General features: G+C 70.5%; 24 protein-coding genes and 2 pseudogenes. 5 read left to right on the forward strand and 21 right to left on the reverse strand.

The features are described 5' to 3' along the window. Entirely contained in the window at positions 1-987 is a 987-nt protein-coding gene (locus tag ACQCO7_RS07670; RefSeq protein ID WP_464071103.1) for an aspartate carbamoyltransferase catalytic subunit, read from the reverse strand. 85 nt (positions 988-1,072) lie between these two features. Then, complete coding sequence (pyrR, locus tag ACQCO7_RS07675; RefSeq protein WP_010357918.1) at positions 1,073-1,630, reverse strand: bifunctional pyr operon transcriptional regulator/uracil phosphoribosyltransferase PyrR; 558 nt, start codon at positions 1,628-1,630, stop codon at positions 1,073-1,075. Between the two features lie 252 nt (positions 1,631-1,882). On the opposite strand from pyrR, the gene bldD reads away from it, so the two are divergent. After that, entirely contained in the window at positions 1,883-2,383 is a 501-nt protein-coding gene (gene bldD / locus ACQCO7_RS07680; protein ID WP_010357917.1) for a transcriptional regulator BldD, read from the forward strand. Between the two features lie 220 nt (positions 2,384-2,603). On the opposite strand, the gene nusB is transcribed toward bldD, so the two are convergent. From nusB to ACQCO7_RS07765, 17 genes are all read right to left on the reverse strand, one after another. Continuing rightward, complete coding sequence (nusB, locus tag ACQCO7_RS07685) at positions 2,604-3,029, reverse strand: transcription antitermination factor NusB (protein WP_464071104.1); 426 nt, start codon at positions 3,027-3,029, stop codon at positions 2,604-2,606. Positions 3,030-3,031: 2 nt separating this feature from the next. After that, positions 3,032-3,598, reverse strand: a complete 567-nt coding sequence (gene efp, locus ACQCO7_RS07690; RefSeq protein ID WP_409118854.1) for an elongation factor P — start codon at positions 3,596-3,598, stop codon at positions 3,032-3,034. 46 nt (positions 3,599-3,644) lie between these two features. Beyond that, a complete protein-coding gene (locus ACQCO7_RS07695; RefSeq protein WP_464071105.1) occupies positions 3,645-4,736 on the reverse strand; it encodes an aminopeptidase P family protein in 1,092 nt (363 codons plus the stop codon). 108 nt (positions 4,737-4,844) lie between these two features. Then, positions 4,845-5,780: an AAA family ATPase gene (locus ACQCO7_RS07700; RefSeq protein ID WP_464071106.1), complete on the reverse strand. Its 936-nt coding sequence runs from the start codon at positions 5,778-5,780 to the stop codon at positions 4,845-4,847. A 179-nt stretch (positions 5,781-5,959) separates the two neighbouring features. Beyond that, a complete protein-coding gene (gene aroB / locus ACQCO7_RS07705; protein ID WP_464071107.1) occupies positions 5,960-7,036 on the reverse strand; it encodes a 3-dehydroquinate synthase in 1,077 nt (358 codons plus the stop codon). Beyond that, positions 7,033-7,548: a shikimate kinase gene (locus tag ACQCO7_RS07710; RefSeq protein WP_464071108.1), complete on the reverse strand. Its 516-nt coding sequence runs from the start codon at positions 7,546-7,548 to the stop codon at positions 7,033-7,035. The genes aroB and ACQCO7_RS07710 overlap by 4 nt, the downstream gene beginning before the upstream one ends. Then, positions 7,545-8,729 carry a chorismate synthase gene (gene aroC, locus ACQCO7_RS07715; RefSeq protein ID WP_464071109.1) on the reverse strand — a complete coding sequence of 395 codons (1,185 nt, stop codon included), beginning with the start codon at positions 8,727-8,729 and terminating at the stop codon, positions 7,545-7,547. The genes ACQCO7_RS07710 and aroC overlap by 4 nt, the downstream gene beginning before the upstream one ends. A gap of 197 nt (positions 8,730-8,926) precedes the next feature. Continuing rightward, the gene (locus tag ACQCO7_RS07720; protein WP_464071110.1) at positions 8,927-9,247 is read right to left on the reverse strand and encodes a hypothetical protein; all 321 of its coding nucleotides are present in this window, start codon (positions 9,245-9,247) and stop codon (positions 8,927-8,929) included. A gap of 54 nt (positions 9,248-9,301) precedes the next feature. Then, entirely contained in the window at positions 9,302-10,141 is an 840-nt protein-coding gene (locus ACQCO7_RS07725) for a shikimate dehydrogenase (protein ID WP_464071111.1), read from the reverse strand. 15 nt (positions 10,142-10,156) lie between these two features. Further along, complete coding sequence (gene mltG / locus ACQCO7_RS07730; protein ID WP_464071112.1) at positions 10,157-11,896, reverse strand: endolytic transglycosylase MltG; 1,740 nt, start codon at positions 11,894-11,896, stop codon at positions 10,157-10,159. Between the two features lie 132 nt (positions 11,897-12,028). Next, positions 12,029-12,481, reverse strand: a complete 453-nt coding sequence (gene ruvX / locus ACQCO7_RS07735; RefSeq protein WP_319167052.1) for a Holliday junction resolvase RuvX — start codon at positions 12,479-12,481, stop codon at positions 12,029-12,031. Beyond that, positions 12,481-15,150 (reverse strand): alanine--tRNA ligase, encoded by a 2,670-nt coding sequence (alaS, locus tag ACQCO7_RS07740; RefSeq protein ID WP_464071113.1) that lies wholly within the window; start codon positions 15,148-15,150, stop codon positions 12,481-12,483. The genes ruvX and alaS overlap by 1 nt, the downstream gene beginning before the upstream one ends. Continuing rightward, positions 15,150-15,482 (reverse strand): hypothetical protein, encoded by a 333-nt coding sequence (locus ACQCO7_RS07745; RefSeq protein ID WP_464071114.1) that lies wholly within the window; start codon positions 15,480-15,482, stop codon positions 15,150-15,152. Before ACQCO7_RS07745 ends, alaS begins: the two co-directional genes overlap by 1 nt. A gap of 8 nt (positions 15,483-15,490) precedes the next feature. Beyond that, the gene (locus ACQCO7_RS07750) at positions 15,491-15,907 is read right to left on the reverse strand and encodes a DUF948 domain-containing protein (protein ID WP_464071115.1); all 417 of its coding nucleotides are present in this window, start codon (positions 15,905-15,907) and stop codon (positions 15,491-15,493) included. A 178-nt stretch (positions 15,908-16,085) separates the two neighbouring features. Next, on the reverse strand, positions 16,086-16,700 hold the full coding sequence (gene rpsD / locus ACQCO7_RS07755; protein WP_010357900.1) for a 30S ribosomal protein S4: 615 nt from the start codon (positions 16,698-16,700) through the stop codon (positions 16,086-16,088). Positions 16,701-16,983: 283 nt separating this feature from the next. Then, entirely contained in the window at positions 16,984-18,339 is a 1,356-nt protein-coding gene (locus ACQCO7_RS07760) for a replication-associated recombination protein A (protein ID WP_464071116.1), read from the reverse strand. Positions 18,340-18,396: 57 nt separating this feature from the next. Continuing rightward, on the reverse strand, positions 18,397-19,056 hold the full coding sequence (locus ACQCO7_RS07765; RefSeq protein ID WP_464071117.1) for a vitamin K epoxide reductase family protein: 660 nt from the start codon (positions 19,054-19,056) through the stop codon (positions 18,397-18,399). Positions 19,057-19,201: 145 nt separating this feature from the next. Here ACQCO7_RS07765 and ACQCO7_RS07770 point away from each other — a divergent pair. Together ACQCO7_RS07770 and ACQCO7_RS07775 are read left to right on the forward strand one after the other, a co-directional pair. Beyond that, positions 19,202-19,774: pseudogene (locus tag ACQCO7_RS07770) on the forward strand (ABC transporter ATP-binding protein); the annotation flags it as partial. 19 nt (positions 19,775-19,793) lie between these two features. Further along, a pseudogene (locus ACQCO7_RS07775) lies at positions 19,794-20,330 on the forward strand (response regulator); the annotation flags it as partial. Positions 20,331-20,334: 4 nt separating this feature from the next. Here the strand turns inward: ACQCO7_RS07775 and hisS are convergent. Then, complete coding sequence (hisS, locus tag ACQCO7_RS07780) at positions 20,335-21,597, reverse strand: histidine--tRNA ligase (protein ID WP_464071118.1); 1,263 nt, start codon at positions 21,595-21,597, stop codon at positions 20,335-20,337. Between the two features lie 3 nt (positions 21,598-21,600). Beyond that, the gene (locus ACQCO7_RS07785; protein ID WP_464071119.1) at positions 21,601-22,308 is read right to left on the reverse strand and encodes an MBL fold metallo-hydrolase; all 708 of its coding nucleotides are present in this window, start codon (positions 22,306-22,308) and stop codon (positions 21,601-21,603) included. Between the two features lie 173 nt (positions 22,309-22,481). On the opposite strand from ACQCO7_RS07785, the gene ACQCO7_RS07790 reads away from it, so the two are divergent. Together ACQCO7_RS07790 and ACQCO7_RS07795 are read left to right on the forward strand one after the other, a co-directional pair. Beyond that, positions 22,482-23,309 carry a peptidylprolyl isomerase gene (locus tag ACQCO7_RS07790; protein ID WP_464071120.1) on the forward strand — a complete coding sequence of 276 codons (828 nt, stop codon included), beginning with the start codon at positions 22,482-22,484 and terminating at the stop codon, positions 23,307-23,309. A gap of 146 nt (positions 23,310-23,455) precedes the next feature. Further along, positions 23,456-24,685 carry a DUF349 domain-containing protein gene (locus ACQCO7_RS07795; RefSeq protein ID WP_464071121.1) on the forward strand — a complete coding sequence of 410 codons (1,230 nt, stop codon included), beginning with the start codon at positions 23,456-23,458 and terminating at the stop codon, positions 24,683-24,685. Positions 24,686-24,688: the final 3 nt, after the last annotated feature.

A 24,688-nucleotide genomic window follows, 5' to 3' on the forward strand; every position in this document is an offset into this window, starting at 1 on the left:
TTACTTCTCCTCGGGGGCGGTGGGGCGGGTGTGGCTGACGGCGGGTTCGTTGCCGCCCAGGAGCAGGTACAGGACGGCCATCCGGATCGACACGCCGTTGGCGACCTGTTCGACGACCGTGCAGCGCGGTGAGTCGGCGACCTCGGCGGTGATCTCCATGCCGCGGACCATCGGGCCGGGGTGCATGACGATCGCGTGCTCCGGCATCCGCGCCATCCGCTCGCCGTCGAGGCCGTAGCGGCGCGAGTACTCCCGCTCGGTCGGGAAGAAGGCCGCGTTCATCCGCTCCCGCTGGACGCGCAGCATCATCACCGCGTCCGACTTGGGCAGCACCGCGTCGAGGTCGTACGACACCTCGCAGGGCCAGTTCCCGACGCCGACCGGCACCAGGGTCGGCGGCGCGACGAGGGTGACGTGGGCGCCGAGCGTGTGCAGCAGGTCCACGTTGGAGCGGGCGACCCGGCTGTGCAGGACGTCCCCGACGAGGGTGATCCGCTTCCCGGCCAGGTCCTCGCCGAGCCCGGCGTCGCGGCCGATGAGCCGGCGGCGCATCGTGAACGCGTCCAGGAGGGCCTGGGTGGGGTGCTGGTGGGTGCCGTCACCGGCGTTGATGACGGCCGCGTCGATCCACCCGGAGGTGGCGAGGCGGTACGGGGCTCCCGAGGCGCCGTGCCGGATGACGACGGCGTCGACGCCCATCGCCTCCAGCGTCTGCGCGGTGTCCTTCAGGGACTCGCCCTTGGAGACCGAGGAGCCCTTGGCGGTGAAGTTGATGACATCGGCCGAGAGGCGTTTCTCGGCGGCCTCGAAGGAGATGCGCGTGCGCGTGGAGTCCTCGAAGAAGAGGTTCACGACCGTGCGCCCGCGCAGGGTGGGCAGTTTCTTGATGGGCCGGTCGGCGACCCGGGCCATCTCCTCCGCGGTGTCGAGGATCAGGACGGCGTCGTCGCGGGTGAGGTCGGCGGCCGAGATGAGATGACGCTGCATCTGTCAGGCTCCGTAAGCAGGTTTAATTCGGGAGATTCCGGGCAAGCGCGCGCACGCCGACAACCGGCGTGCCATCAAGCGCCTGCTACTGGTCCGGCTTCGCGCCGAGCAGCACGGTGTCGCGACCGTCCTCCTCGGCGAGCTGGACCTTGACCGTCTCCCGCAGCGACGTGGGGAGGTTCTTGCCGACGTAGTCGGCGCGGATGGGCAGTTCCCGGTGGCCCCGGTCGACGAGCACCGCGAGCTGCACCGCGCGCGGGCGCCCGATGTCGTTCAGGGCGTCGAGGGCGGCGCGGATCGTGCGGCCGGAGAAGAGCACGTCGTCGACGAGGACCACGAGGCGGCCGTCGATGCCGTCGCCGGGGATCTCGGTGCGGGCCAGCGCGCGCGGGGGGTGCATGCGCAGGTCGTCGCGGTACATCGTGATGTCCAGCGAGCCGACCGGGATCGGGCGTTCGGTGATCTCTTCGAGCTTCTCGGCGAGGCGCCGGGCGAGGAACACGCCGCGGGTCGGGATGCCGAGGAGCACCACGTCGTCGGCGCCCTTGGCGCGCTCGACGATCTCGTGGGCGATGCGGGTCAGTACCCGCGCGATGTCGGGGCCTTCGAGAACGGGCCGCGCATCGGACGATCGGATGTCCATACGGAAGGGACCTCCTTCTCCGCCTCACGGGACGGACCTTAAAGGATGTCGGGTTTGCGCCATCAACCGTAGCAGGCCGGGGCAGCGCCCCTGATCACCCCCCTGGAGTAATCGGCCATCGATACCACGGAAGGGTCGGTGTGGACCATTCGGCTTGACGCAGGAGAATCACGCTGCGTAACCTCACAATGAGTTACCAGCCGAGCGGCACGGCAACACAGCCGTCCGCGTCGACACAGCGCCGGGAGCTATATGTCCAGCGAATACGCCAAACAGCTCGGGGCCAAGCTCCGCGCGATCCGCACCCAGCAGGGCCTTTCCCTCCACGGTGTCGAGGAGAAGTCCCAGGGCCGTTGGAAGGCGGTCGTCGTCGGGTCGTACGAGCGCGGAGACCGCGCCGTCACCGTGCAGCGCCTCGCCGAACTGGCGGACTTCTACGGCGTCCCGGTGCAGGAACTGCTGCCGGGCACCACCCCGGGAGGCGCCGCCGAGCCCCCGCCGAAGCTGGTCCTGGACCTGGAGCGCCTCGCCCACGTCCCGGTCGAGAAGGCGGGCCCCCTCCAGCGCTACGCGGCGACGATCCAGTCCCAGCGCGGCGACTACAACGGCAAGGTCCTCTCGATCCGCCAGGACGACCTGCGCACCCTCGCGGTCATCTACGACCAGTCCCCCTCGGTCCTCACCGAGCAGCTGATCAGCTGGGGCGTCCTCGACGCGGACGCGCGCCGCGCGGTGACCCACGAGGAAGGCTGACCAAGCCCACAACGCTTGCCACGCCCGAGCAGAAACGTGCCGCCGGGTTGGCCAGAACCGAGTGATTCGGTTCCAGCCACCCGGCGGCACGTTTTTTGTGAACTCACGGCGCTACGGATCGCGGGGTTCCCGCGAGGGCTTTTTGCTTTTAGGGGCGCGGGGAACTGCGCGACCAGCCACAGACGGCCCGCAGTCGCCCCACCACAGATCCCCCCACGGACTACCGGCGCAGCGAAGCCTTCAGCTCCTTGAACCGCCCCAGAAGCCCGTTCACGAACGCCGGAGACTCCTCCGTGGAGAACTCCTTCGCGAGCTGAACCATCTCGTCCAGCACCACCGCGTCCGGCGTCGCATCCACCCAGATCAGCTCGTACGCACCGAGCCGCAGGATGTTCCGGTCGACCACCGGCATCCGGTCGAGCGTCCACCCGACCGAGTACTGGGAGATCAGGGAGTCGATCCGGGCGGCATGCTCCGCATACCCCTCGACCAACTGCATCGTGTACTCGCTGACCGGCGGCTGACGGTCGTCGGACCGGGACAGCCGCACCCAGTCCGCGAGCACCGTCAGGACATCGGCATCGCGCTGGTCACCCTCGAAGAGGATCTGGAAGGCACGCTTGCGAGCCGTGTTGCGAGCAGCCACGGTTAGCTGTTCACCCGGCCGAGGTAGTCGCCGGAACGGGTGTCGACCTTGATCTTCTCGCCGGTGGTGATGAAGAGCGGGACCTGCATCTCGTATCCCGTCTCCAGCTTGGCCGGCTTCGTGCCGCCGGTGGAGCGGTCGCCCTGGAGACCCGGCTCGGTCTCGGCGATGACCAGCTCGACGGCGGCGGGCAGCTCGACGAAGAGCACCTCGCCCTCGTGGCGCGCGACGGTCGCCTGGAAGCCCTCGATGAGGAAGTTCGCGGCGCTGCCGACGGCCTTGCGGTCGACCATCAGCTGGTCGTAGGTCTCCATGTCCATGAAGACGAAGTACTCGCCGTCCATGTACGAGAACTGCATGTCGCTCTTGTCGACAGTGGCCGTCTCGACCTTGACGCCGGCGTTGAAGGTCTTGTCGACCACCTTGCCGGACAGCACGTTCTTGAGCTTGGTGCGCACGAAGGCCGGGCCCTTGCCGGGCTTGACGTGCTGGAACTCGACGACGGACCACAGCTGGCCGCCGTCGAGCTTGAGCACCAGGCCGTTCTTGAGGTCGTTCGTGGAAGCCACGGTTGCGGAATCTCCTGGACTGACGTGGACGACCCCGGGGCAAGCGCTACAGCGCGAGCAGCTCCTTGGTCGTGATGGTGAGTAGCTCGGGTCCGCCGTCCGCCTCGGGGCGTACGACGAGCGTGTCATCGATCCGGACGCCGCCCCGGCCCGGGAGGTGAACCCCAGGTTCGACGGTGACCGGCACGCAAGCGTCCAGTTTACCCATGGCCGCGGGGGCGAGCTGCGGGTCCTCTTCGATTTCCAGTCCGACTCCGTGTCCCATGAGCTTCGGCAGCCCCTCGGACCACCCCGCGGCCTCCAGGACCTGACGCGCCGCGCGGTCCGCGTCCCGGTACTCGACGCCGGGCGCGAGGGCCTCCCGGCCGGCGCGCTGAGCGGCGAAGACGGCGTCGTACAGCTCGATCTGCCAGTCCGCCGGGGCCGTGCCGATGACGAAGGTACGGCCGATCTCGCAGCGGTAGCCGCGGTACGCCGCGCCCAGGCAGACGGAGAGGAAGTCGCCCTCCTCCACGCGCCGGTCGGTGGAGCTGTGGCCGCGCAGACCCGCGTGCGGGCCGGTCGCGACGGACGTGGGGAAGGCGGGGCCGTCGGCGCCGTGGTCGACGAGGCGGCGTTCCAGCTCCAGGGCGAGGTGGCGTTCCGTGCGGCCGACCAGGATGGACTCCAGGAGTTCGCCGAGGGCCTGGTCGGCGATCTCGGCGGCGACGCGCAGGCAGGTGATCTCCTCCTCGTCCTTGACGATCCGCAGCTGCTCGACCGTGCCCGCGAGGTCGGCGAGGAGGAGGTGGGGGGCGACGGAGTGGATCGCGCGGTGGCGGGCGACCGTGAGGTGGTGCTCCTCGACGGCGAGGGTGTCGATGCCCTGCGCGGTGAGGAAGTCGGCGGCGGCGACCGCCGGGTCGCCCCCCTCGGCCGGCAGGACGTGGATGCGCAGGGAGTCGTCGGGACGGTCGTCCGGGGGCTCGGTGCACAGGAGGACGTCCTCTCGCGCGCCGACGAGGAGCACGGCGTTCTCGGGGGCCGCGCCGGAGAGGTATCTCACGTTGGCCGGGCGGGTGACGAGCGCGGTGGCGCTGCCCGCCGCGGCGCACCGGTCTCTGAGGCGGGTTCGGCGGGTCGCGTACGCGTCTGACATGAGTCGAGCGTAGGAGTCTGTGGCGAAATATGCCGGTTTGAGGAGTGCCGTTCGGGGGACCAAGGGGGGCTCCAGAGCGACTGCCGGATAGGAGTTACCTGTGTCCGACTACCACTTCGGCGGACTTGCAATCGCCCTCGCCAGCACCTCGTCCAGAACACGTGCCGTCGACTCCACGTCGAGCTGCGAGTTGTCGATGATCGGCAGGCCCGATCCGTACCAGCCCGCCATCCGGCCGTGGATGCGCGCGACCTCCTCGTCCGTGAGGCGGCGGTTGCCGGAGCGCTCCGCGTTGCGCTCCAGGACGACCTCCAGGCCGGGCAGGAGGACGACCGGGAGCAGGCCGGGGCCCACGTGCCGTTTCCAGCCGCCGAGGCCCACCGCGGGGCGGTCCGGGAAGATCGCGTCGTCGAGGATGCAGGAGATGCCGTTGGCGAGGAAGTTGCGGGCGGCGAAGCCGCAGGTGCGGCGGGCTAGGCGGTACTGGGCCTCGGAGTGGTCGTTCCAGCCGCGCTGCGGGTCGGCGAAGCCGGAGCGGACCCACTCGCGGACGTCGTCGAGGCTGATGTGGGCCGTGGGGGTGCGGCGATGCTCGGCCCAGTACTTGGCGACGCTGGTCTTGCCGGCGCCGGCGGGGCCGATGAGCAGCACCGCGAGCATCGTGGCCGCCGGGGCGATGACGGGTTCGCCGGACGGCAGCGGGACATGGCCGGTGACGTCACCGGGGGCCTGCCGGGGCGGCGGGGAGTACTGCGGCACCGGGGGCTGGTGGATCGGCGGGCCCGGGGGCTGGTGGACCGGCGGGCCCGGCGGCTGGTGGACCGGAGCGTGGGGCGCCGGAGGATGGGCGACCGGCGGAGCCGGGGGTACCGGCGGGACCTGCGGCTGCGGGATCTGCGGCGGTGTGAAGCCCGGCGCCGGCTGCGCGTGCGGGTGGGGATGGGAGGGGTGCGGTCCCGAATGCTGTGCGGCCGGCGACCAGCCGACCGGACCGTGCCCCCACTGGTGGGGCGGCGGCAGCGGAGAACCCACTGCGTGCTGCATCCGGTGCCACTCCGTCTCGTTCTGTGCGGGCTCGGTTCGCCTCCGGGGCGCGAAGCTGATCGGGCGGGCCCGCTCCCCCACCGAACGGTACCGCCCCCGGCCGTCGTTTGGTGAACGACCGGGGGCGGTCCGAAGTGCCCGTCGTGGAAGCCGGATCGGGCGATGGTGATCCCGGGGTCCTACTGCCCCACTTCGCCGTACGCGGCGAGCAGCACCGCCGGGTCGGGGCCCTCCATGACGGTCGGCTTGCCGAGCCCGTCGAGGACGATGAACCGCAGCAGGTCGCCGCGCGACTTCTTGTCGACCTTCATCGTCTCCAGCAGCTTGGGCCACTGGTCGTAGCGGTAGTGCAGCGGCAGCCCGACCGACTCCAGGACCGTCCGGTGCCGGTCGGCGGTCGCGTCGTCCAGCCGCCCGGCGAGCCGCCCGAGTTCGGCCGCGAAGTGCATCCCCACGGATACGGCGGCGCCGTGCCGCCACTTGTAGCGCTCGTTCTTCTCGATGGCGTGCGCGAGGGTGTGGCCGTAGTTGAGGATCTCCCGCAGCCCCGCCTCCTTGAGGTCGGACGACACGACGTCCGCCTTCACGCGGATCGACCGCTCGATCAGCTCGGCGGTGTGCGGCCCGGCCGGCGTGCGCGCCGCCTCGGGATCGGCCTCGATCAGGTCGAGGATCACCGGGTCCGCGATGAACCCGGCCTTGATGATCTCCGCGAGCCCCGACACGTAGTCGTTGACCGGCAGCGACTCCAGCGCGGCGAGGTCGCACAGCACCCCGGCGGGCGGATGGAACGACCCGACCAGGTTCTTGCCCTCGGCCGTGTTGATGCCGGTCTTCCCGCCCACGGCCGCGTCGACCATGGCCAGCACGGTCGTCGGTACGGCGATCCAGCGCACCCCGCGCAGCCAGGTCGCCGCGACGAACCCGGCGAGGTCGGTCGTCGCCCCGCCGCCGACGCCCACGATGACGTCGGTCCGCGTGAACCCGGACTGTCCGAGCGCCTTCCAGCAGTACGCGGCTACCTCGACGGTCTTGGCCTCCTCGGCGTTCGGCACCTGGATGGCGACGGCCTCGTACCCCTGCTCGGCGAGGTCGGCGCGCAGCGCGTCCCCGGTCTCGGCTAGCGCCTCGGGGTGGACGACGGCGACCCGCTTGGCCTTCGTACCGATCAACCCGGCGAGTTCGCCGAGCAGTTGACGGCCCACCAGCACCTCGTACGGCGTCTCGCCGCCGACGTGGATCCGCGTCGTCGTCATACGTCCTTCAACTCCAGTGCGTCCAGGGCGGCTTGGGCGACCTCTTCCGGCGTCCGATCATCCGTCGCGACGACGGCCGTGGCGACCCCCTCGTACAGATGACGGCGAGCCTCCATCAACTCGCGCCACTGTTTGCGCGGGTTGACGGCGAGGAGGGGCCGGGCGGCGTTGAGGCCGGTGCGGCGGGCGGCCTCCTCGACGTCCATGGAGAGGTAGACGACCCGGCGCCCGGCGAGCAGGTCGCGCGTGTCGGCGTCGAGGATGGAGCCGCCACCGAGCGCGAGGACCCCCTCGTGCCCGGCGAGGGCGGCCCGCACGGCGGCCTTCTCGATCGCGCGGAAGGCGGGCTCGCCCTCCTCGACGAAGATGTCGGCGATGGCGCGGCCCTGCTCGGTGACGATGTCGTCGTCGGTGTCCCGGTAGGGCACGCCGAGGCGCTCGGCGAGGAGCTGCCCGACGGTGGACTTGCCGACGCCCATCGGGCCGACCAAGACGACCAGTGGTCCGCTCATCGGATCGTCAGGCTGTCGAGGTACGAGCGAACGTTGCGCCGCGTCTCGACGACGTTGTCCCCGCCGAACTTCTCCGCGACCGCGTCCGCGAGGACCAGCGCGACCATCGCCTCGGCGACGATCCCGGCCGCCGGCACCGCCGACACGTCGGAACGCTGGTGATGCGCCTGCGCGGCCTCACCGGTCGCCACGTCCACGGTCTTCAGGGCACGCGGCACGGTCGCGATCGGCTTCATCGCCGCGCGCACCCGCAGCACCTCGCCGGTCGTGAGACCGCCCTCGGTGCCGCCGGAGCGCCCGGATGTGCGCCGCAGACCCTCGTCGGTGCTGACGATCTCGTCGTGCGCCTGCGAACCCGGCACCCGCGCCAGCTCGAAGCCGTCGCCGACCTCGACACCCTTGATCGCCTGGATGCCCATCAGGGCGCCCGCGAGCCGCGCGTCCAGCCGCCGGTCCCAGTGCACGTGCGAGCCGAGGCCCACCGGCACCCCGTACGCCAGCACCTCGACGACCCCGCCCAGCGTGTCGCCGTCCTTGTGCGCCTGGTCGATCTCCGCGACCATCGCCTTCGACGCGTCCGCGTCCAGGCAGCGCACCGGGTCCGCGTCCAGCTTCTCGACGTCGCCCGGGACCGGGTAGACACCCAGCGGCGCCTTCGCGGACGCCAGCTCGACGACATGGCTGACGATCTCGATGCCGGCCGTCTCCTTCAGGTACGACCGGGCGACCGCGCCCAGCGCCACCCGCGCCGCCGTCTCACGCGCCGAGGCGCGCTCCAGGATCGGGCGGGCCTCGTCGAAGCCGTACTTCTGCATCCCGGCGAGGTCCGCGTGGCCCGGGCGGGGGCGGGTCAGCGGCGCGTTGCGGGCGGATTCCGCCAGCTCGGCCGGGTCCACCGGGTCGGCCGACATGACCTTCTCCCACTTCGGCCACTCGGTGTTGCCCACCATCACCGCGACCGGGGAACCCAGGGTGAGACCGTGGCGGACACCGCCGAGGAAGGTCACCTCGTCCCGCTCGAACTTCATCCGCGCGCCCCGGCCATAACCGAGCCGCCGCCGCGCGAGATGGTCCGCGACCATCTCCGTGGTGATCGGCACGCCGGCGGGAAGACCCTCCAGCGTGGCGACGAGTGCGGGACCGTGGGACTCCCCCGCGGTCAGCCAACGCAGCCTGCTCAACGATGCTCCTCGGTGCTCGCGCCTGGTACCGCTGCGCCGCCACGCGTCCACGCGGACGGCACGGGCGACCCCGGGTGCGCGTCCCGGCCCCGCCGCCCTCGATCCTCCCACGTCCCCCGCCCGAACCCGCTCTCCGGTCCACGAAGCGGACTCACCGGGAGGAACGAGACCCCTTGAATTCGCCCGGACGCGGGGCCTCAGCCCTGCTCGGACCGGCTCTGCGGCTGCTGGGGCGCGTACGTCCCGAGGAAGTCGGCGCCCCGAGGCCCTTCGGCCTGCGGCTGCCGCGGTGCGTAGGCGCCCAGGAAGTCCGCGCCCCGCGTCCCGTCCCCCTGCTGCTGGACCACAGCCCCCTGTCCCGCGCCGGCCCGCCGCAGCAGCCACTTGCGGCGCAGCTTCAGCACCCAGGACAGCACCACGAGCCCGATGAGCAGGCACAGACCCGGAATCTGCATCCAGTCGGGCAGGAACTGGAGGACGAACTGGAAGATCTCGCTCTTGCCGGACGCCAGGGTCATGGCGGTACTCCCCCCGATGCGCGCCCCGCCCCCTGCGCGGCGCCCCCGGGAACCTTAGCGGGAGGCGAGCGCGTGTTCGCCCGCTTTTCGCATCGCGTCCACGGGAGCGGGCCGGTGCCCGGTCATCTGCTCAACCTGGAGGACCGCCTGATGGACCAGGAGGTCCAGTCCGCTCACGACGGCCCCTCCGTACATCGACCAGCGCGCGGCGAGCTCGGTGGGCCAGGGGTCGTACAGGACGTCGAAGAGGGTCGCCGGGCGCTCGGGTACGGCGTGGGCGAGCGCGTCCGTCGCCCCGGCCGGGGTCGTCGCGATGACCAGCGGCGCCCGCAGCCCCTCGGCCGCGTCGCCCCAGTCCGCTGTACGGACCTCGACGTCCAGCCGCTCCCCCCACTGCCGCATCTCGGCGGCGCGCGCCTCGCTGCGGACGTAGACGACGACCTCGCCGGCGCAGATGCGGGAGAGCGCGGCGAGGGCGGAGGACGCGGTGGCTCCGGCGCCGAGGATCGCGGCGGACTCGACCTGTTCGATGCCGCGTTCGCGCAGGGCCGCGACCATGCCGGGGATGTCGGTGTTGTCGCCGACCTTGCGGCCGTCCTCGGTGAACACCAGCGTGTTGACGGCCTCGACGGAGGCCGCCGCCTCGCTGATCTCGTCCAGCAGCGGGATGACGGCCCGTTTCAGCGGCATCGTCAGCGACAGCCCCGCCCACTCCCCGCCGAGCCCGGCGACGAAGTCGGCGAGGGAGTCCTCGTCGACCTCGAAGCGGTCGTACGACCAGTCCGTCAGCTCCAGCGCGTCGTACGCGGCGCGGTGCAGCACCGGGGAGAGGGAGTGTGCGACCGGCGAACCGAGCACGGCGGCGCGGCGGGCTGCGGCGGCCCGTTCTGTCATGGGGACCTGTCCTTCTCAGGAGCCCTTGCGGGACTCGTTGAACTCGGCGACCAGTTCCTCGTGTTCGGCGAGGGTCTTGGTGAACCTGCTGGTCTTGCCGTCCAGCGAGATGAAGTAGTACCAGCCGTCGTCGGTCGGGTTGAGGGCGCCCCGCAGCGCCTCGTCACCCGGGTTGTCGATGGGGCCGGGCGGCAGCCCCTTGACGTAGTACGTGTTGTACGGGTTGTTGAACCGCTTGAGCTCGGCGATCGTCAGGTCGATCTTGCTCTGGTTCTTGATGTAGTTGTACGTGGAGTCGAACTCCAGCGAGCCGTACGTCTGGGGGTTGCCGGGCTTGAGGCGGTTGTAGACGACCTCGGCCATCTTGCGGAAGTCGTCGTGGCTGGTGCCCTCGGCCTGCGCGAGGCTCGCGACGGTGAGGAGCTGCCAGGGCCCGTCGAGCCCGAGCTTCTCGGCCTGCTTCTCCAGACCGAGCTGCTCGTACTTCTGGTTGGCGCGAGTCACCATCTCCTTGAGGAGGGTCTCGGGCTTGTCCGCCTTGGCCACCGAGTACCGCGACGGGTACAGGAACCCTTCCAGCGGGTCCTTCACGTTCGGGTGGTTCAGCGCCCAGTCCGGCAGGCCGAGGTCCTTGTACTTCGCCTTCGCGACGCCCGCGGTGGTGCCCTCGGAGAGGTCGAGGCGCTTGTCGATCTGCGCGTAGACCGCGACGTTGCGGGTGCCCTCGGCGATGATCAGGTTGCTTTGGCTCTTGGGGTCGAGCATCATCGCGACGGCCGCCTGGGCGGACATCTCCTTGTTCAGGACGTACGAACCCTCCTGGATGCTCCCGGACTTGGCGTTCTGCGTGAACGCGGACACGAACGCGTCGACGCTCTTGACGACGCCCGCGGCCTTCAGCACACGCCCTATGGCCGCGCCCCCGGCGCCCTTCGGGATGGTGACGGAGACCGTCTCGTCCGTGCCGTTGCCCGCGTAGTCCGGGGACGCGCCGTAGCGGTCCTGGTAGAACTGCATGCCGAAGTAGGCGACACCGGCGATACCCCCGCCGAAGACGAGCACGACGACAAGGCAGGCGGCGCCGTTGCGGCGCTTCTTCTTGCCGCTGTCCCCTTTACCGCCTTTACTCGCACGCCGCCCGCGTTCCTCGGGTGCGGTCTCGGCGACCGTGCCCTCGTCGTCGACCGGGTCGTCCGGCTCGGGCAGGATGCCGCCGAACGGCTCGGGGTCGAGGTCGGGTTCGGGCTCCGGGTCGGGCTCGCGGCGGCGGGCCGGGGGCTCCGGGGGCGGGTAGGCGTCGGGGGTGCCGTAGAAGTCGGGCTGTTCGGCGCCGTACGCGGCGGGCTGCTGGCCGTAGGGGTCGCCGGGATCCGCCGCGTAGGGGACGTGCGCGTGGGTGCCGGTGCCGTCCCAGCCGCCCTGATGATAGGACTGCGGCTGGTTCGGGTGGGGGTACTGCTGCTGGTCGTACTGGGGGTAGACCGGTTGACCGTACTGGTCGTACTGCTGCTGGTCGTACGGCTGTTGGCCGTACTGCGGCTGCGGGTTCTGGCCGTATCCGGGCTGCTGGCCGCCGTCGGTCCAGCCGTTGTACGACGTCTGCTGCTGCGGCTCCTGCGGGTACTGCTGCTGGTGGCCCCCGTAGGCAGGCTGGTGCCCCATGGGCGCCTGCTGCCCTTCCCATCCGCCGTCCCCGAACAACGGGTCCTCCGGATGCCACGGTGCGGGGCCCGGGCCCCGGCCATACTCAGTCATCGATCCCCTAGAGCCGCGAGGCGGCGGTTCGCGGCTGGGGGGTCCGGCTGCGGTTCCGCCTCTGCTGTGCGGAGGCTGTTCGAACACCTCCGCATCGCGCGGAACGTTACCGTATCGCGATCAGATGACCACTTAGACGCCCTCTCCGGGTGCTTTACCTGACACCCGTTCGGATTCCAGCGCCTGCTGAAGGATGATCACAGCGGCTGCCTGGTCGATGACGGAGCGTCCCTTCTTCGACTTCACGCCCGAGGCGCGCAGCCCCTGACTCGCCGTCACGGTCGTCATCCGCTCGTCCACGAGCCGAACCGGAATCGGGTCGACCGCCTTGGCCAGCGCCTCCGCGAAGCCCCGGACCTTGACCGCCGCCGGACCCTCGCCCCCCTTGAGGGAGCGCGGGAGCCCGACGACGATCTCGATCGGCTCGTACTCGTCGACCAGCTGCTTCAGCCGGCGCCGGGCGGCGGGTACGTCCTTGCCGGGGACCGTCTCGACCGGGGTCGCGAGGATCCCGTCGGGGTCGCACGAGGCGACCCCGATCCGGGCGTCCCCGACGTCGATCGCGAGCCGGCGTCCTCGGCGCATCAGCTGGCCGTCTCGGCGACCAGTCGCTCGACCGCGTCCACGGCCTCGCCGACGGCGGCCGGGTTCTGGCCGCCGCCCTGGGCGACGTCCGGCTTCCCGCCGCCACCGCCGCCGAGCGTCTTGGCGGCGGTGCGGACCAGGTCGCCCGCCTTGAGACCGCGCTCGCGGGCGGCCTCGTTGGTGGCGATCACGGTCAGCGGTTTGCCGTTGTTCACGGTGAAGATCGCTACGACGGCGGCGCGCCCGCCCTGGATACGGCCCCGCACGTCCAGGACCAGCCTGCGCAGGTCGTCCGGGGTCGTCCCGTCCGGGACCTGCCCGGTGACCAGGGCGATCCCGCGGACGTCCTTGGCGGAGTCGGCGAGTCCGGCGGCGGCCTGGAGGACCTTCTCCGCGCGGAACTTCTCGATCTCCTTCTCGGCGTCCTTCAGCTTGCCGAGCATGGCCGAGATCTTCTCCGGCAGCTCCTCCGGACGCCCCTTGACCAGCTCCTGGAGCTGGGCGACGACCGTGTGCTCACGGGCCAGGAAGTTGTAGGCGTCGACGCCGACGAGGGCCTCGATCCGCCGCACCCCCGAACCGATCGACGACTCACCGAGCAGCTTGACCAGGCCGAGCTGCGAGGTGTTGTGGACGTGCGTGCCGCCGCACAGCTCCTTGGAGAAGTCCCCGATGGTCACGACGCGCACCCGCTCGCCGTACTTCTCCCCGAACTCGGCGATGGCGCCCTGCTTCTTCGCCTCGTCGATCCCCATGACCTCGGCGCGCACGTCGAGATCGTGGGAGAGCACCTCGTTGATCTTCTGCTCGACGTCGGTCATCACGGCCGTCGGGACGGCGGACGGCGAGCCGAAGTCGAAGCGGAAGCGGCCCGGCTGGTTCTCGGAACCGGCCTGGGCGGCCGTCGGGCCGAGCGCGTCGCGCAGGGCCTGGTGGGTGAGGTGCGTGGCGGAGTGGGCACGGGCGATGGCCGTGCGGCGTCGGGAGTCGATCGAGGCGTGGGCCTTGGCACCGACGGTCACCTCGCCGACCTGGACGACGCCCTTGTGGACGTACACCCCCGGCACCGGCTTCTGGCAGTCGCGGACCTCGATGACGGCGCCGCCCTCGACCCGGATCTTCCCGGTGTCGCCGATCTGGCCGCCGCCCTCGGCGTAGAAGGGGGTGCGGTCGAGGACGATCTCGACCTCGTCGCCCTCGGTGGCGGCCGGGGAGGAGACGCCGTCGACGAGGATGCCGACGACCGTGGTCTCACCCTCGGTGAAGGTGTAGCCGATGAAGTCGGTCTCACCGGCCTTGTCGGCGATCTCCCGGTAGGCACCGGCACCGGCGTGGCCGGTCTTCTTGGCCTGGGCGTCGGCCTTGGCGCGCTCCCGCTGCTCCTTCATCAGGCGGCGGAAGCCGTCCTCGTCCACGGAGAGGCCCTGCTCGGCGGCCATCTCCAGGGTGAGGTCGATAGGGAAGCCCCACGTGTCGTGCAGGAGGAACGCCTTGTCGCCGGCGAGGACCGTGCCACCGGACGCCTTGGTCTCGGTGACGGCCGTGTCGAGGATGTTCGTGCCGCCCTTGAGGGCCTTGAGGAAGGCGTTCTCCTCGGCGACGGCGACCTTCTCGATCCGCTCGCGGTCGGTGATCAGCTCCGGGTACTGCTGGCCCATCATCCGGATGACCGTGTCGATGAGGTCCAGGACGACCGGGCCGGTGGCACCGAGGAGGCGCATGTTGCGGATGGCGCGGCGCATGATGCGGCGCAGGACGTAGCCCCGGCCCTCGTTGCCGGGGGTCACGCCGTCGCCGATCAGCATCACCGACGTACGCATGTGGTCGGTGACCACGCGCAGGGAGACGTCCGAGCCGTGGGCGTCGCCGTAGCGGACGCCGGTCAGCTCGGTGGCCTTCTCGATGACGGCCATCGAGGTGTCGATCTCGTACATGTTCTGCACGCCCTGCAAGATCATCGCGAGGCGCTCCAGGCCGAGGCCCGTGTCGATGTTCTTGCTGGGCAGCTCGCCGAGGATCGGGTAGTCCTTGCCCCGTCCCTCACCCCGCTCGTACTGCATGAAGACGAGGTTCCAGATCTCCACGTACCGCTCGTCGTTGACGGCGGGGCCGCCCTCGACGCCGAACTCGGGGCCACGGTCGTAGTTGATCTCGGAGCAGGGGCCGCAGGGGCCGGGGACGCCCATGTCCCAGTAGTTGTCCTTCTTGCCCAGGCGCTGGATGCGCTCCTTCGGCACGCCGACGACCTCGTGCCAGATGCGCTCGGCCTCGTCGTCCTCCAGGTACACGGTGATCCACAGGCGCTCGGGGTCGAGGCCGTAACCGCCCTTGTCCTGGGGGCTGGTGAGCAGCTCCCAGGCGTACTTGATGGCGCCTTCCTTGAAGTAGTCGCCGAAGGAGAAGTTGCCGCACATCTGGAAGAAGGTGCCGTGCCGGGTGGTCTTGCCGACCTCTTCGATGTCGGGGGTGCGCACGCACTTCTGCACGCTGGTGGCGCGCGTCCACGGCGGCTTGACCTCACCGAGGAAGTACGGCTTGAAGGGAACCATGCCGGCCGGGACGAGGAGCAGAGTCGGGTCGTCCGCGATGAGCGACGCCGAAGGCACGACGGTGTGCCCGCGCTCCTCGTAGAAGCTCAGCCAGCGGCGGCGAATCTCGGCCGACTCCATCAGTGGTCCTCATTCCGGTTGTACGTGTACGTCGTGTTGGGATACGTCGTGTTCTCGATGGCGGCGATGCGCCGGGGTGCGGGGAGTTCGGGTGCGCTCTCGATGCCGAGCGCGTCCTCGAGCTCGGCCTCCCGCTGGGCCATGCCGTCCCGGACGTCGAGCGCGAAGCCGACCGCGCGGTCCTTGATCCGCGTGCCGGTCTCCAGCGCCTTGTTCGCCGCGGTCGCGGCGAGGCTCTCCGGGGTGAGCTGCTTCAGTGTGCGGTTGACCTTGGTGGTGGCCCAGACACCGGCTGCGACGCCGGTCGTGAACCAGAACGTACGGCGGAACATCGCTGCTCTCAGTCCCTCTTCCCACGGACACGGCCCACGATCACGGTACGGCGGGGTGCCTTCGCCGGCACGGCGTCTTCTCTACGGCCGCCGAGTGCCCGGCGTACGCCGTACCCGAACGCGGCGACCTTCACGAGAGGCCCGCCGAACGTCGAGGCGACCGTCGTCGACAGCGCGGAGGCGTTGGAGGTGACCTCCTGGACGTCCGAGGCGATCGCGTCGACCCGGTCGATCTGCGTCTGCGCGGAGCGTACGGCCGTGGAGGCGTCCGCGAGCAGCGGTACGGCCTGGTCGGTCACGTCCGCCACGAGCTTGGTGGTCGCCTTGAGCGTCTGGGCCAGCCTCACCAGCGCGACGGCGAGGAAGGAGACCAGGATCGCCCAGAAGACGGCCACGATGATCCCGGCTACCTCGCCTCCGGACACCGCGCACCTGCTTCCCTTAGTGCCTACTCAATTGAATGGTCTATCGAGTGGCCTATCGAATGGTCTATGGGAGCCTATCGCGCCCGGCACAGCGCTCTGTACCGCATTACGGGCATGCGAAAGCCCGCCGCCCCCAAGGGGACAGCGGGCTCCGAGTAGTACTACGACCGGTGAAAGATCAGCGGGCGTAGTACTCGACGACCAGCTGCTCGTCGCAGATGACCGGGATTTCCTTGCGGTTCGGCTCGCGGTCCAGGCGGAACGCCAGGGCCTTGAGGTTGACCTGAAGGTAGCGCGGGGTCTCACCGTCGGGGGCGAAGCCACCCTCGCGGGCCACGGTGAAGAGGGTCTTCTCGCGGCTGCGCTCGCGGACCATCACGACGTCGTCGGGACGGACACGGAACGAGGGCTTGTCGGTCTTCTGACCGTTGACCTCGATGTGGCCGTGGACGACCATCTGGCGGGCCTGGTAGATCGTGCGGGCGATGCCCGAACGCAGGACCAGGGCGTCGAGACGGCGCTCCAGCTCGATGATCAGGGCCTCACCGGTCTTGCCCTGGACCTTGGAGGCGCGCTCGTAGGCGCGGACGAGCTGACGCTCGGAGAGGTCGTACTGCGCGCGCAGACGCTGCTTCTCCAGCAGACGGACCTTGTAGTCCGAGTTCTGCTTGCGGCCACGGCCGTGCTCGCCCGGCGGGTAGGGGCGGGCCTCGAAGTACTTGACGGCCTTCGGGGTCAGCGCGATGCCGAGGGCACGCGACTTCTTGACCTTGGGGCGGGACTGGTTCGCCACAATCTCTCATTTCTCAGTGTTCGGCTCGTCAGAGTTATGGGAGGTCGCATCCGCAGCCGGGGAAACCCGCCTCGTGCGCGCGAAGGCGACGGGATGGGCAGCCGCTCCCTGGTCTGGGCACAGCGTGCAGCACGCGAGTGGCCCACCTCCCGCGAACGGTGGTGGGCTGCCCGCGACACCATTCGAACGGTGCGCGACGCTCCTGGAACCCGCGAAGGGTTCCGGCTGACTGTCCCGTTCTGACTGCACAGGACACAGCACTTCGAGCAATTCTACAGGCTGCTCAGGGCCGCTTGCGACCGAGGTGCTTCCTGGTCCACTCGACCGCGTCCGCGTACCGGGCCTCGGCGCCGTGCCGGGTCGGTTCGTAGTACTCGCGGTCCTTGAGCTCCTCCGGGGCGTACTGCTGGGCGGCGATGCCTTCGGGCAGGTCGTGGGGGTAGACGTAGCCCTGCGCGTGCCCGAGTTTGGCGGCGCCCTTGTAGTGCCCGTCCCTGAGGTGCGTCGGGACGGGGCCCGCGTGGCCCTTGCGGACGTCCTCCAGGGCGGCGCCGATCGCCGTGGTCGCGGCGTTGGACTTGGGGGCCAGGGCGAGCGCGATGGTGGCGTGGCTCAGGGTCAGCGCGGCCTCGGGGAAGCCGATCATGGCGACGGCCTGGGCTGCGGCGACCGCTGTCGTCAGGGCCGTCGGGTCGGCGAGGCCGATGTCCTCGCTCGCCGAGATCATCAGGCGGCGGGCGATGAAGCGGGGATCCTCGCCGGCCTCGATCATGCGGGCGAGGTAGTGCAGGGCGGCGTCCACGTCGGAGCCGCGGATGGACTTGATGAGGGCGCTGGCGACGTCGTAGTGCTGGTCTCCGTCGCGGTCGTATTTGACCGCCGCGCGGTCGACGGTCTGCTCCAGCGTCGCGAGGGTGATCTCGGTCTCGGCCTGGTCGAGGGCGGCGCCGGCGGCGGCCTCCAGGGCGGTGAGGGCGCGGCGGGCGTCCCCTCCGGCGATGCGCAGGAGGTGGTCCTCGGTGTCCTCGGGGAGGGTGACGGCGGCTTTCAGGCCCCGGTCGTCGGTGACGGCCCTTCTGAGGAGGCCGCGCAGATCGTCGTCCGTGAGGGGTTCGAGGGTGAGGAGGAGGGAGCGGGACAGGAGGGGGGAGATGATCGAGAAGTACGGGTTCTCGGTGGTCGCCGCGATGAGGGTGACCCAGCGGTTCTCGACGGCGGGGAGGAGGGAGTCCTGCTGGGCCTTGCTGAAGCGGTGGATCTCGTCGAGGAAGAGGACGGTCTCCTTGCCGTACCCCCCGCTCGCGCGGCGCGCGCCGTCGATGACCGCGCGGACCTCCTTGACACCGGCGGTGATCGCCGACAGCTCCACGAACCGCTTGTCGGTGGCCTTGGAGACGACGTACGCGAGGGTCGTCTTGCCCGTGCCGGGCGGGCCCCAGAGGATCACCGAGGAGACTCCGGCCGGACCGCCCGCGCCCTCGCCGACCAGGCGGCGCAAGGGGGACCCCGGTTTCAGGAGGTGCTGCTGGCCCACCACCTCGTCGAGCGTGCGCGGGCGCATCCGGACCGCCAGGGGGCTCCCCGTCGGGTCCTTCTCCTGGCGGTCTTCGGCGGCTGCGGTGAACAGATCGGGCTCCACACGGAAACCCTAAAGGACGGCACTGACAACGCCCGCCGTGGATTTAGAAGGGCCGCCTCAGCTGGTCCAGAAGTCCCACCAGCGCGTCAGGATCAGCATCCCGATGATCCCGATGTGTACGGCCGGCAGCACCCACGTGAACTCGCCGAAGAAGCTCTTCAGCCAGGCCGGGCCCGGCAGGAAGCCGTTGCGCACGTTGAACGAGGTCACGTACCAGAACATGATGATCGTCGCGACCCAGGCCAGCGAGCACCACAGGCACAGCGCGTTGATCCGGTACAGCGACTGGAACTGGAGCCACGTACAGAACCCGACCCCGAACAGCGTGCCGAAGTTGAAGGTCAGCCAGTACCAGCGCGGGAACCGGGCGCGGCCCAGCAGGGTCATGCCGACGGCGATGACGATGCCGTAGCAGACCAGTCCGAGCATCGGGTTGGGGAACCCGAAGGCGGCGGCCTGCTTGGACTCCATGACGCTGCCGCAGGAGACGACCGGGTTGAGGCTGCACCCGGGGACGAACGTCTTCCCCTCGACCTTGGCTTCGAGCAGCTTGAACTTGTCGATGGTGATGACCCAGGCGGCGAGCAGCCCCGCCGCGCCCGTGATCACCAGCATCAGCGCGAACGCCCTGCTGCCGCCCACCGCGCGGGACGCGTCGGCGGGGGCGCGCTCCGGTTCGTGGTCCATGGAGACCTCTTTGACTGTCGTCTTGCTCATCACGCCGATCCGTCACATCGCGAGGGGACGTTCTTCTGGCAGCGCTCATTGTGCCGCACCGGCCTGTGCGTCCACCGTTCGATGGACATAAGCGTGTACGAGCGGAGGTCCCCCGGCCGGACGGCTTCGGACGATGCCGTGCGGCATGCCAGCACACGAGGAAGAACTCGCGGTGACCGTCCGGGGGCTGCGCAAGCGCTACGGCGGTACGACCGCGCTGGACGGCGTCGACCTGGGGATTCGTACAGGCGAGGTGTTCGGTCCGCTCGGCCCGAACGGTGCGGGGAAGAGCACGACGGTGGAGATCCTCCAGGGGAACCGGGAGCGGGACGCCGGTGAGGTGAGGGTCCTCGGATCGGATCCGGCGACGGGAACGCGTGCGTGGCGTTCACGTATCGGAATTGTCTGGCAGGGCGAATCCGCGCCCGCCGAGTTGACGGTTCGTGAGACGGTACGACATTTCGCGCGCTACTGCCCGCGTCCGCGCGATCCGGAGACGGTGATCGGCCTGGTGGGTCTCGCGGAGAAGGCGGACAGCCGTATCAAGGCGCTCTCGGGAGGCCAGCGGCGGCGGCTCGACGTCGCGTTCGGGGTGATCGGCGGTCCGGAGCTGCTGCTCCTGGACGAGCCGACGACCGGTTTCGGCCCGGCGGCCCGCCGGCAGTTCTGGTACCTGATCCGCACGCCCGCCGACGAGGGGACGACGATCCTGCTCACCGCCCTCCCCCGTCCTGGAGGAGGCCGAGACCCTCGCCGCCGCGCTGCTTCCCGACGTGATCCTGATGGACCTCAGGATGCCGGACGGGGACGGAGTCGCCTCGATCCAGCGGATCACCCGTGCGGGCCTCCCCTGCCGGGTCGTCGTCCTGACCACCTACGAGACCGACCGCGACATCCTGCGCGCGGTGGAGACGGGTGCCGCCGGCTACCTCCTCAAGGACATGCCCCGCGCGGAACTCGCCGACGCGATCCGGGGCCGCCCGGGGCTAGACGGTCCTGGCCCCCTCGGTGGCCACCCGCCTCATGGACCAGCTCCGCACCGCCCCCACCCGCCCGCACCTCTCCGAGCGCGAGAAGTCCGTCCTGCGCCTCGTCGCCGAGGGCTGCACCGACGCGGAGATCGGCCGACGGCCCGCGCGGCGGTAGCCGCACATCGACAGGGCATCGGTGAGTCGACGGTGAAGACCCACCTGCTGCGGGTCTTCACCGAACTCGGCGTGGACGACAGGACGGCGGCGGTCACCGGCGCCCTGCGCGCGGGCCTGCTGGACTAGGGCCTCAGGCCAGCCGGGACGTCAGCTCGGCCACGATCGCGTCCACCGCGACCGCCGTCTGCTCCCCGGACTCCATGTCCTTGAGCTGGACGACACCCTCCGCGAGGTCCCGCTCCCCCGCGACCAGCGTGTAGCGCGCGCCGGAGCGGTTGGCGTTCTTCATGGCGCCCTTGAGCCCCTTGTTGCCGTAGGCGAAGTCGGCGGCGACGCCGGCCTTGCGGAGTTCGGCGACCTTGGTGAACAGGACGCGGCGGGCCTCGTCGCCGAGGGGGACGGCGTAGACCGAGGTCGTGGCCGGGAGGTCGAGGACGATGCCCTCCGCCTCCAGGGCGAGGACCGTGCGGTCGACGCCGAGGGCCCAGCCGATGGACGGGAGCGCGGGGCCGCCGAGCATCTCGGAGAGACCGTCGTAACGTCCGCCGCCGCCGACCGCGGACTGCGCGCCGAGGCCGTCGTGGACGAACTCGAAGGTCGTGCGCATGTAGTAGTCGAGGCCGCGCACCAGCTTCGGGTCGTCCTCGAAGACGACGCCCTCGGCGCTCAGCAGGGCGCGGACCTCCTCGTGGTACGCCTTGCAGGCGTCGCAGAGGTAGTCCTGGAGGAGGGGGGCGTCCGCGAGCTGCTTCTGGACGTCGGGCCGCTTGTCGTCGAGGACGCGCAGCGGGTTGATCTCGGCGCGGCGCAGGGTCTCCTCGTCGAGGTCGAGGCCGCGCAGGAACGTCTGGAGGGCCTCGCGGTAGACGGGGCGGCACTCCTTGTCGCCCAGGGAGTTCAGCAGGATGCGGAAGTTCCGCAGGCCGAGCGAGCGGTACGCCTGGTCGGCGAGGACGATCAGCTCGGCGTCGAGGGCGGGGTCCTCCGCGCCGATCGCCTCGGCGCCGATCTGGGAGAAGTGGCGGTAACGGCCCTTCTGGGGGCGCTCGTAGCGGTAGTACGAGCCCGAGTACCAGAGCTTGACGGGCAGGTTGCCGGCCTTGTGGAGGTTGGCCTCCAGCGTGGCGCGCAGGGTGGACGCGGTGCCTTCGGGGCGCAGGGCGAGCTTGTCGCCGCCCTTGGTCTCGAAGGCGTACATCTCCTTGGTGACGATGTCGGTGGACTCACCGACGCCGCGCGCGAAGAGGTCGACGCTCTCGAAGCCCGGCGTCTCGATGTACTCGTAACCGGAGACACGCAGCGGCGCGGCGAGGGCCTCGCGGATCGCGAGGAAGGCGGCGGAGCTGGGCGGCAGCAGGTCGTAGGTGCCCTTGGGGGCCTGGAAGGTACTCACTCGTCACATTCCTCGTCGGGGGGCGCCGGGCGCTCCCTGGCCGTCGGCCACCTGCCTGAGGTAGGCGTTGGTGGCGCGTTCGCGGCCGATGGTGGTCTGGGGGCCGTGTCCGGACAGGACCACGGTGGAGTCGTCGAGCGGCAGGCACACGCGCGCCAGGGAGGCGAGCATGTCGTCCATGGAGCCGCCGGGCAGGTCGGTGCGGCCGATGGAGCCGGCGAAGAGCAGGTCCCCGGAGAAGAACACCGACGGGATGTCGGCGGCCTCGGGGAGCCGGAACGTCACCGACCCCTTCGTATGGCCCGGCGCGTGCGCGACGGTGAGTTCCAGACCTGCCAGCTCCAGCCGCGCCCCGTCGGTGAGTTCGCGGACGTCGTCCGGCTCCCCGATGGTCAGCCCGCCCGGCAGCGGCATCCCGACGGACCGGCCGAGGGCCTTCGCGGGGTCGCTCATCATGTAGCGGTCCTCGGGGTGGATCCAGGCGGGCACGTCGTGCGCGCCGCAGACCGGGACGACCGAGGCCACGTGGTCGAGATGGCCGTGGGTGAGGACGACGGCGACGGGCTTGAGCCGATGTCTGGCGAGCGTCTCCTCGACTCCGGGGGCCGCCTCGTGGCCCGGGTCGATGATCACGCACTCCTCACCGGCGGCCGGGGCGACGAGATAACAGTTCGTCCCCCAGGCTCCGGCGGGGAACCCGGCAATGAGCACGGTCGTCCTTCGGTTCGTCTCGGTGTTTGTGGCGATAAGGGGGGCTTGCGCAGGGCGCGGGCCCACGTCAGAGCCTACCGGCGCTGCCGATTCCTCAGCGAACCCATATACGGTACGGGGCACACGCAGCGCGAACCGGCGTACGAGACACGAAGCCCTCAAGGAGAAGACCGGTGGTCACCCAGGAACAGCGGAAGCGGCAGCTCGCGCGGGAGAAGTTCTTGCGGCAGCAGCAACGGCGCACCGCCGCCCGGCGCAAGGCTCTGATGCGCAACTCGGTGATCGCGTCGGTCCTCGGCGTGGTCGTGATCGGCAGTGTCGCGATCTACACGACCGGTGTCCTGAAGGACGACGGCAAGAAGAAGTCGGACGACGTCGCCGCCTCCCCGACGCCGCAGCCGAGCAAGGGCCCGGACCCGTGCGGGAAGCCGGCCGCGGGGTCGGTCAAGACGGAGACGTGGAAGACGGAGCCGAAGCTCGCGATCGACAAGTCGGCGAAGTACACGATGACGCTCGACACGACCTGCGGCGAGATCGGCATCGACCTCAAGGCGTCGGCGGCCCCGCAGACCGTCAACTCCTTCGACTTCCTGGCCGGAAAGGGGTACTTCGACCACACGAAGTGCCACCGGCTCACGACCGAGGGCATCTACGTCCTTCAGTGCGGCGACCCGACCGCGCAGGGTTCCGGCGGTCCCGGCTACACGATCCCGGACGAGAACCTGAAGGACGCCTCGCTGAAGAACAACATCTACCCGGCGGGCACGGTCGCGATGGCGAACACCGGCCAGCCGCACACCGGCGGCAGCCAGTTCTTCCTCGTCTACCAGGACAGCCAGCTCCCGCCGCAGTACACGCCGTTCGGTACGGTGACGGCCGACGGGATGAAGGTCCTGAAGAAGATCGCCGCCGCAGGAGCGCAGGCCGCCGACCCGACGACCGGCAATACGGCACCGAACGCGACGGTCGTGATCGACAAGGCGACGGTCGCGAAGTCCTGACGAATCCGAGGCGGCGGCCAGCGGAATTTCGGTCGTGCTGGATGCGGACAGGCGCACCGCCGGTCGCCTATGTTGGCCAAGACGAAACTGTGGACGATGCCCGGGGGCGCGCAAGCCTCGCGCAGGCATCATGTGGAGGAGGCGCTGTGAGCAGCGACCCGTGGGGCCGCGTCGACGAGACGGGGACCGTGTACGTGCGTACGGCCGACGGCGAGCAGGTCGTCGGTTCCTGGCAGGCCGGCTCTCCCGAGGAGGCGCTGGCCTACTTCGAGCGCAAGTACGAGGGCCTGGTGGTCGAGATCGGCCTCCTGGAGAAGCGCGTGCGCACCACCGACCTGTCGGCCAAGGACGCCCAGCTGGCGATCGACCACTTGCGCGAGCAGGTCGACGCGCATCACGCGGTCGGTGACCTGGCCTCCTTGCGGGAGCGGCTGGGCGCGCTGGTCTCCTCGGTCGAGTCGCGGCGCGAGGAGCGCAAGCAGCAGCGCGCCAAGCAGTCCGAGGAGGCCCGCAAGGCCAAGGAGGACCTGGTCACGGAGGCGGAGCAGCTCGCGCAGTCCGACCAGTGGCGGGCGGCCGGTGAGCGGCTGCGGGCGCTGGTGGACACCTGGAAGGGCCTGCCGCGCCTGGACCGCAAGTCGGACGACGAGCTGTGGCACCGCTTCTCGCACGCCCGCTCGGCGTTCTCCAAGCGGCGCAAGGCGCACTTCGCGCAGCTGGACGCGCAGCGCGAGGACGCCCGCCGGGTCAAGGAGCGGCTGGTCGCGGAGGCCGAGTCGCTGTCGTCGTCCCAGGACTGGGGTCCGACGGCGGCCCGCTACCGCGAGCTGATGGCGGACTGGAAGACCGCGGGCCGCGCCCAGCGCGAGCACGAGGACGACCTGTGGAACCGCTTCCGCGGCGCCCAGGACGTGTTCTTCGCGGCGCGCAGCGGGGTCTTCGCGGAGCGGGACGCCGAGCAGACGGAGAACCTGAAGCTGAAGGAGGAGCTGGCCGAGGAGGCCGAGAAGCTCCTGCCGGTCGGCGACCTGAAGACGGCGCGTGCGGCGTTCCGCGCGATCAACGAGCGCTGGGAGGCCATCGGCCACGTCCCGCGCGACGCCCGCCCGAAGGTCGAGGGCCGGATGCACACGGTCGAGCGCGCCCTCCAGGACGCCGAGGAGACCGAGTGGCGCCGCACCAACCCGGAGGCCCGTGCCCGCGCGGCCGGTCTGACGGGCCAGCTCCAGGCGGCCGTCGACAAGCTGCGGACGCAGATCGACACGGCTCGCGCGCAGGGCAACACGTCCCGCGCGGACAAGCTGGAGCGTGAGCTGGAGGGCCGTCAGGCGCTGCTGGACCAGGCGCTGAAGGGCTTGCAGGAGTTCGGCGGCTGAACC

The sequence above is a fragment of the Streptomyces saintjeani genome (genome assembly GCF_055409605.1).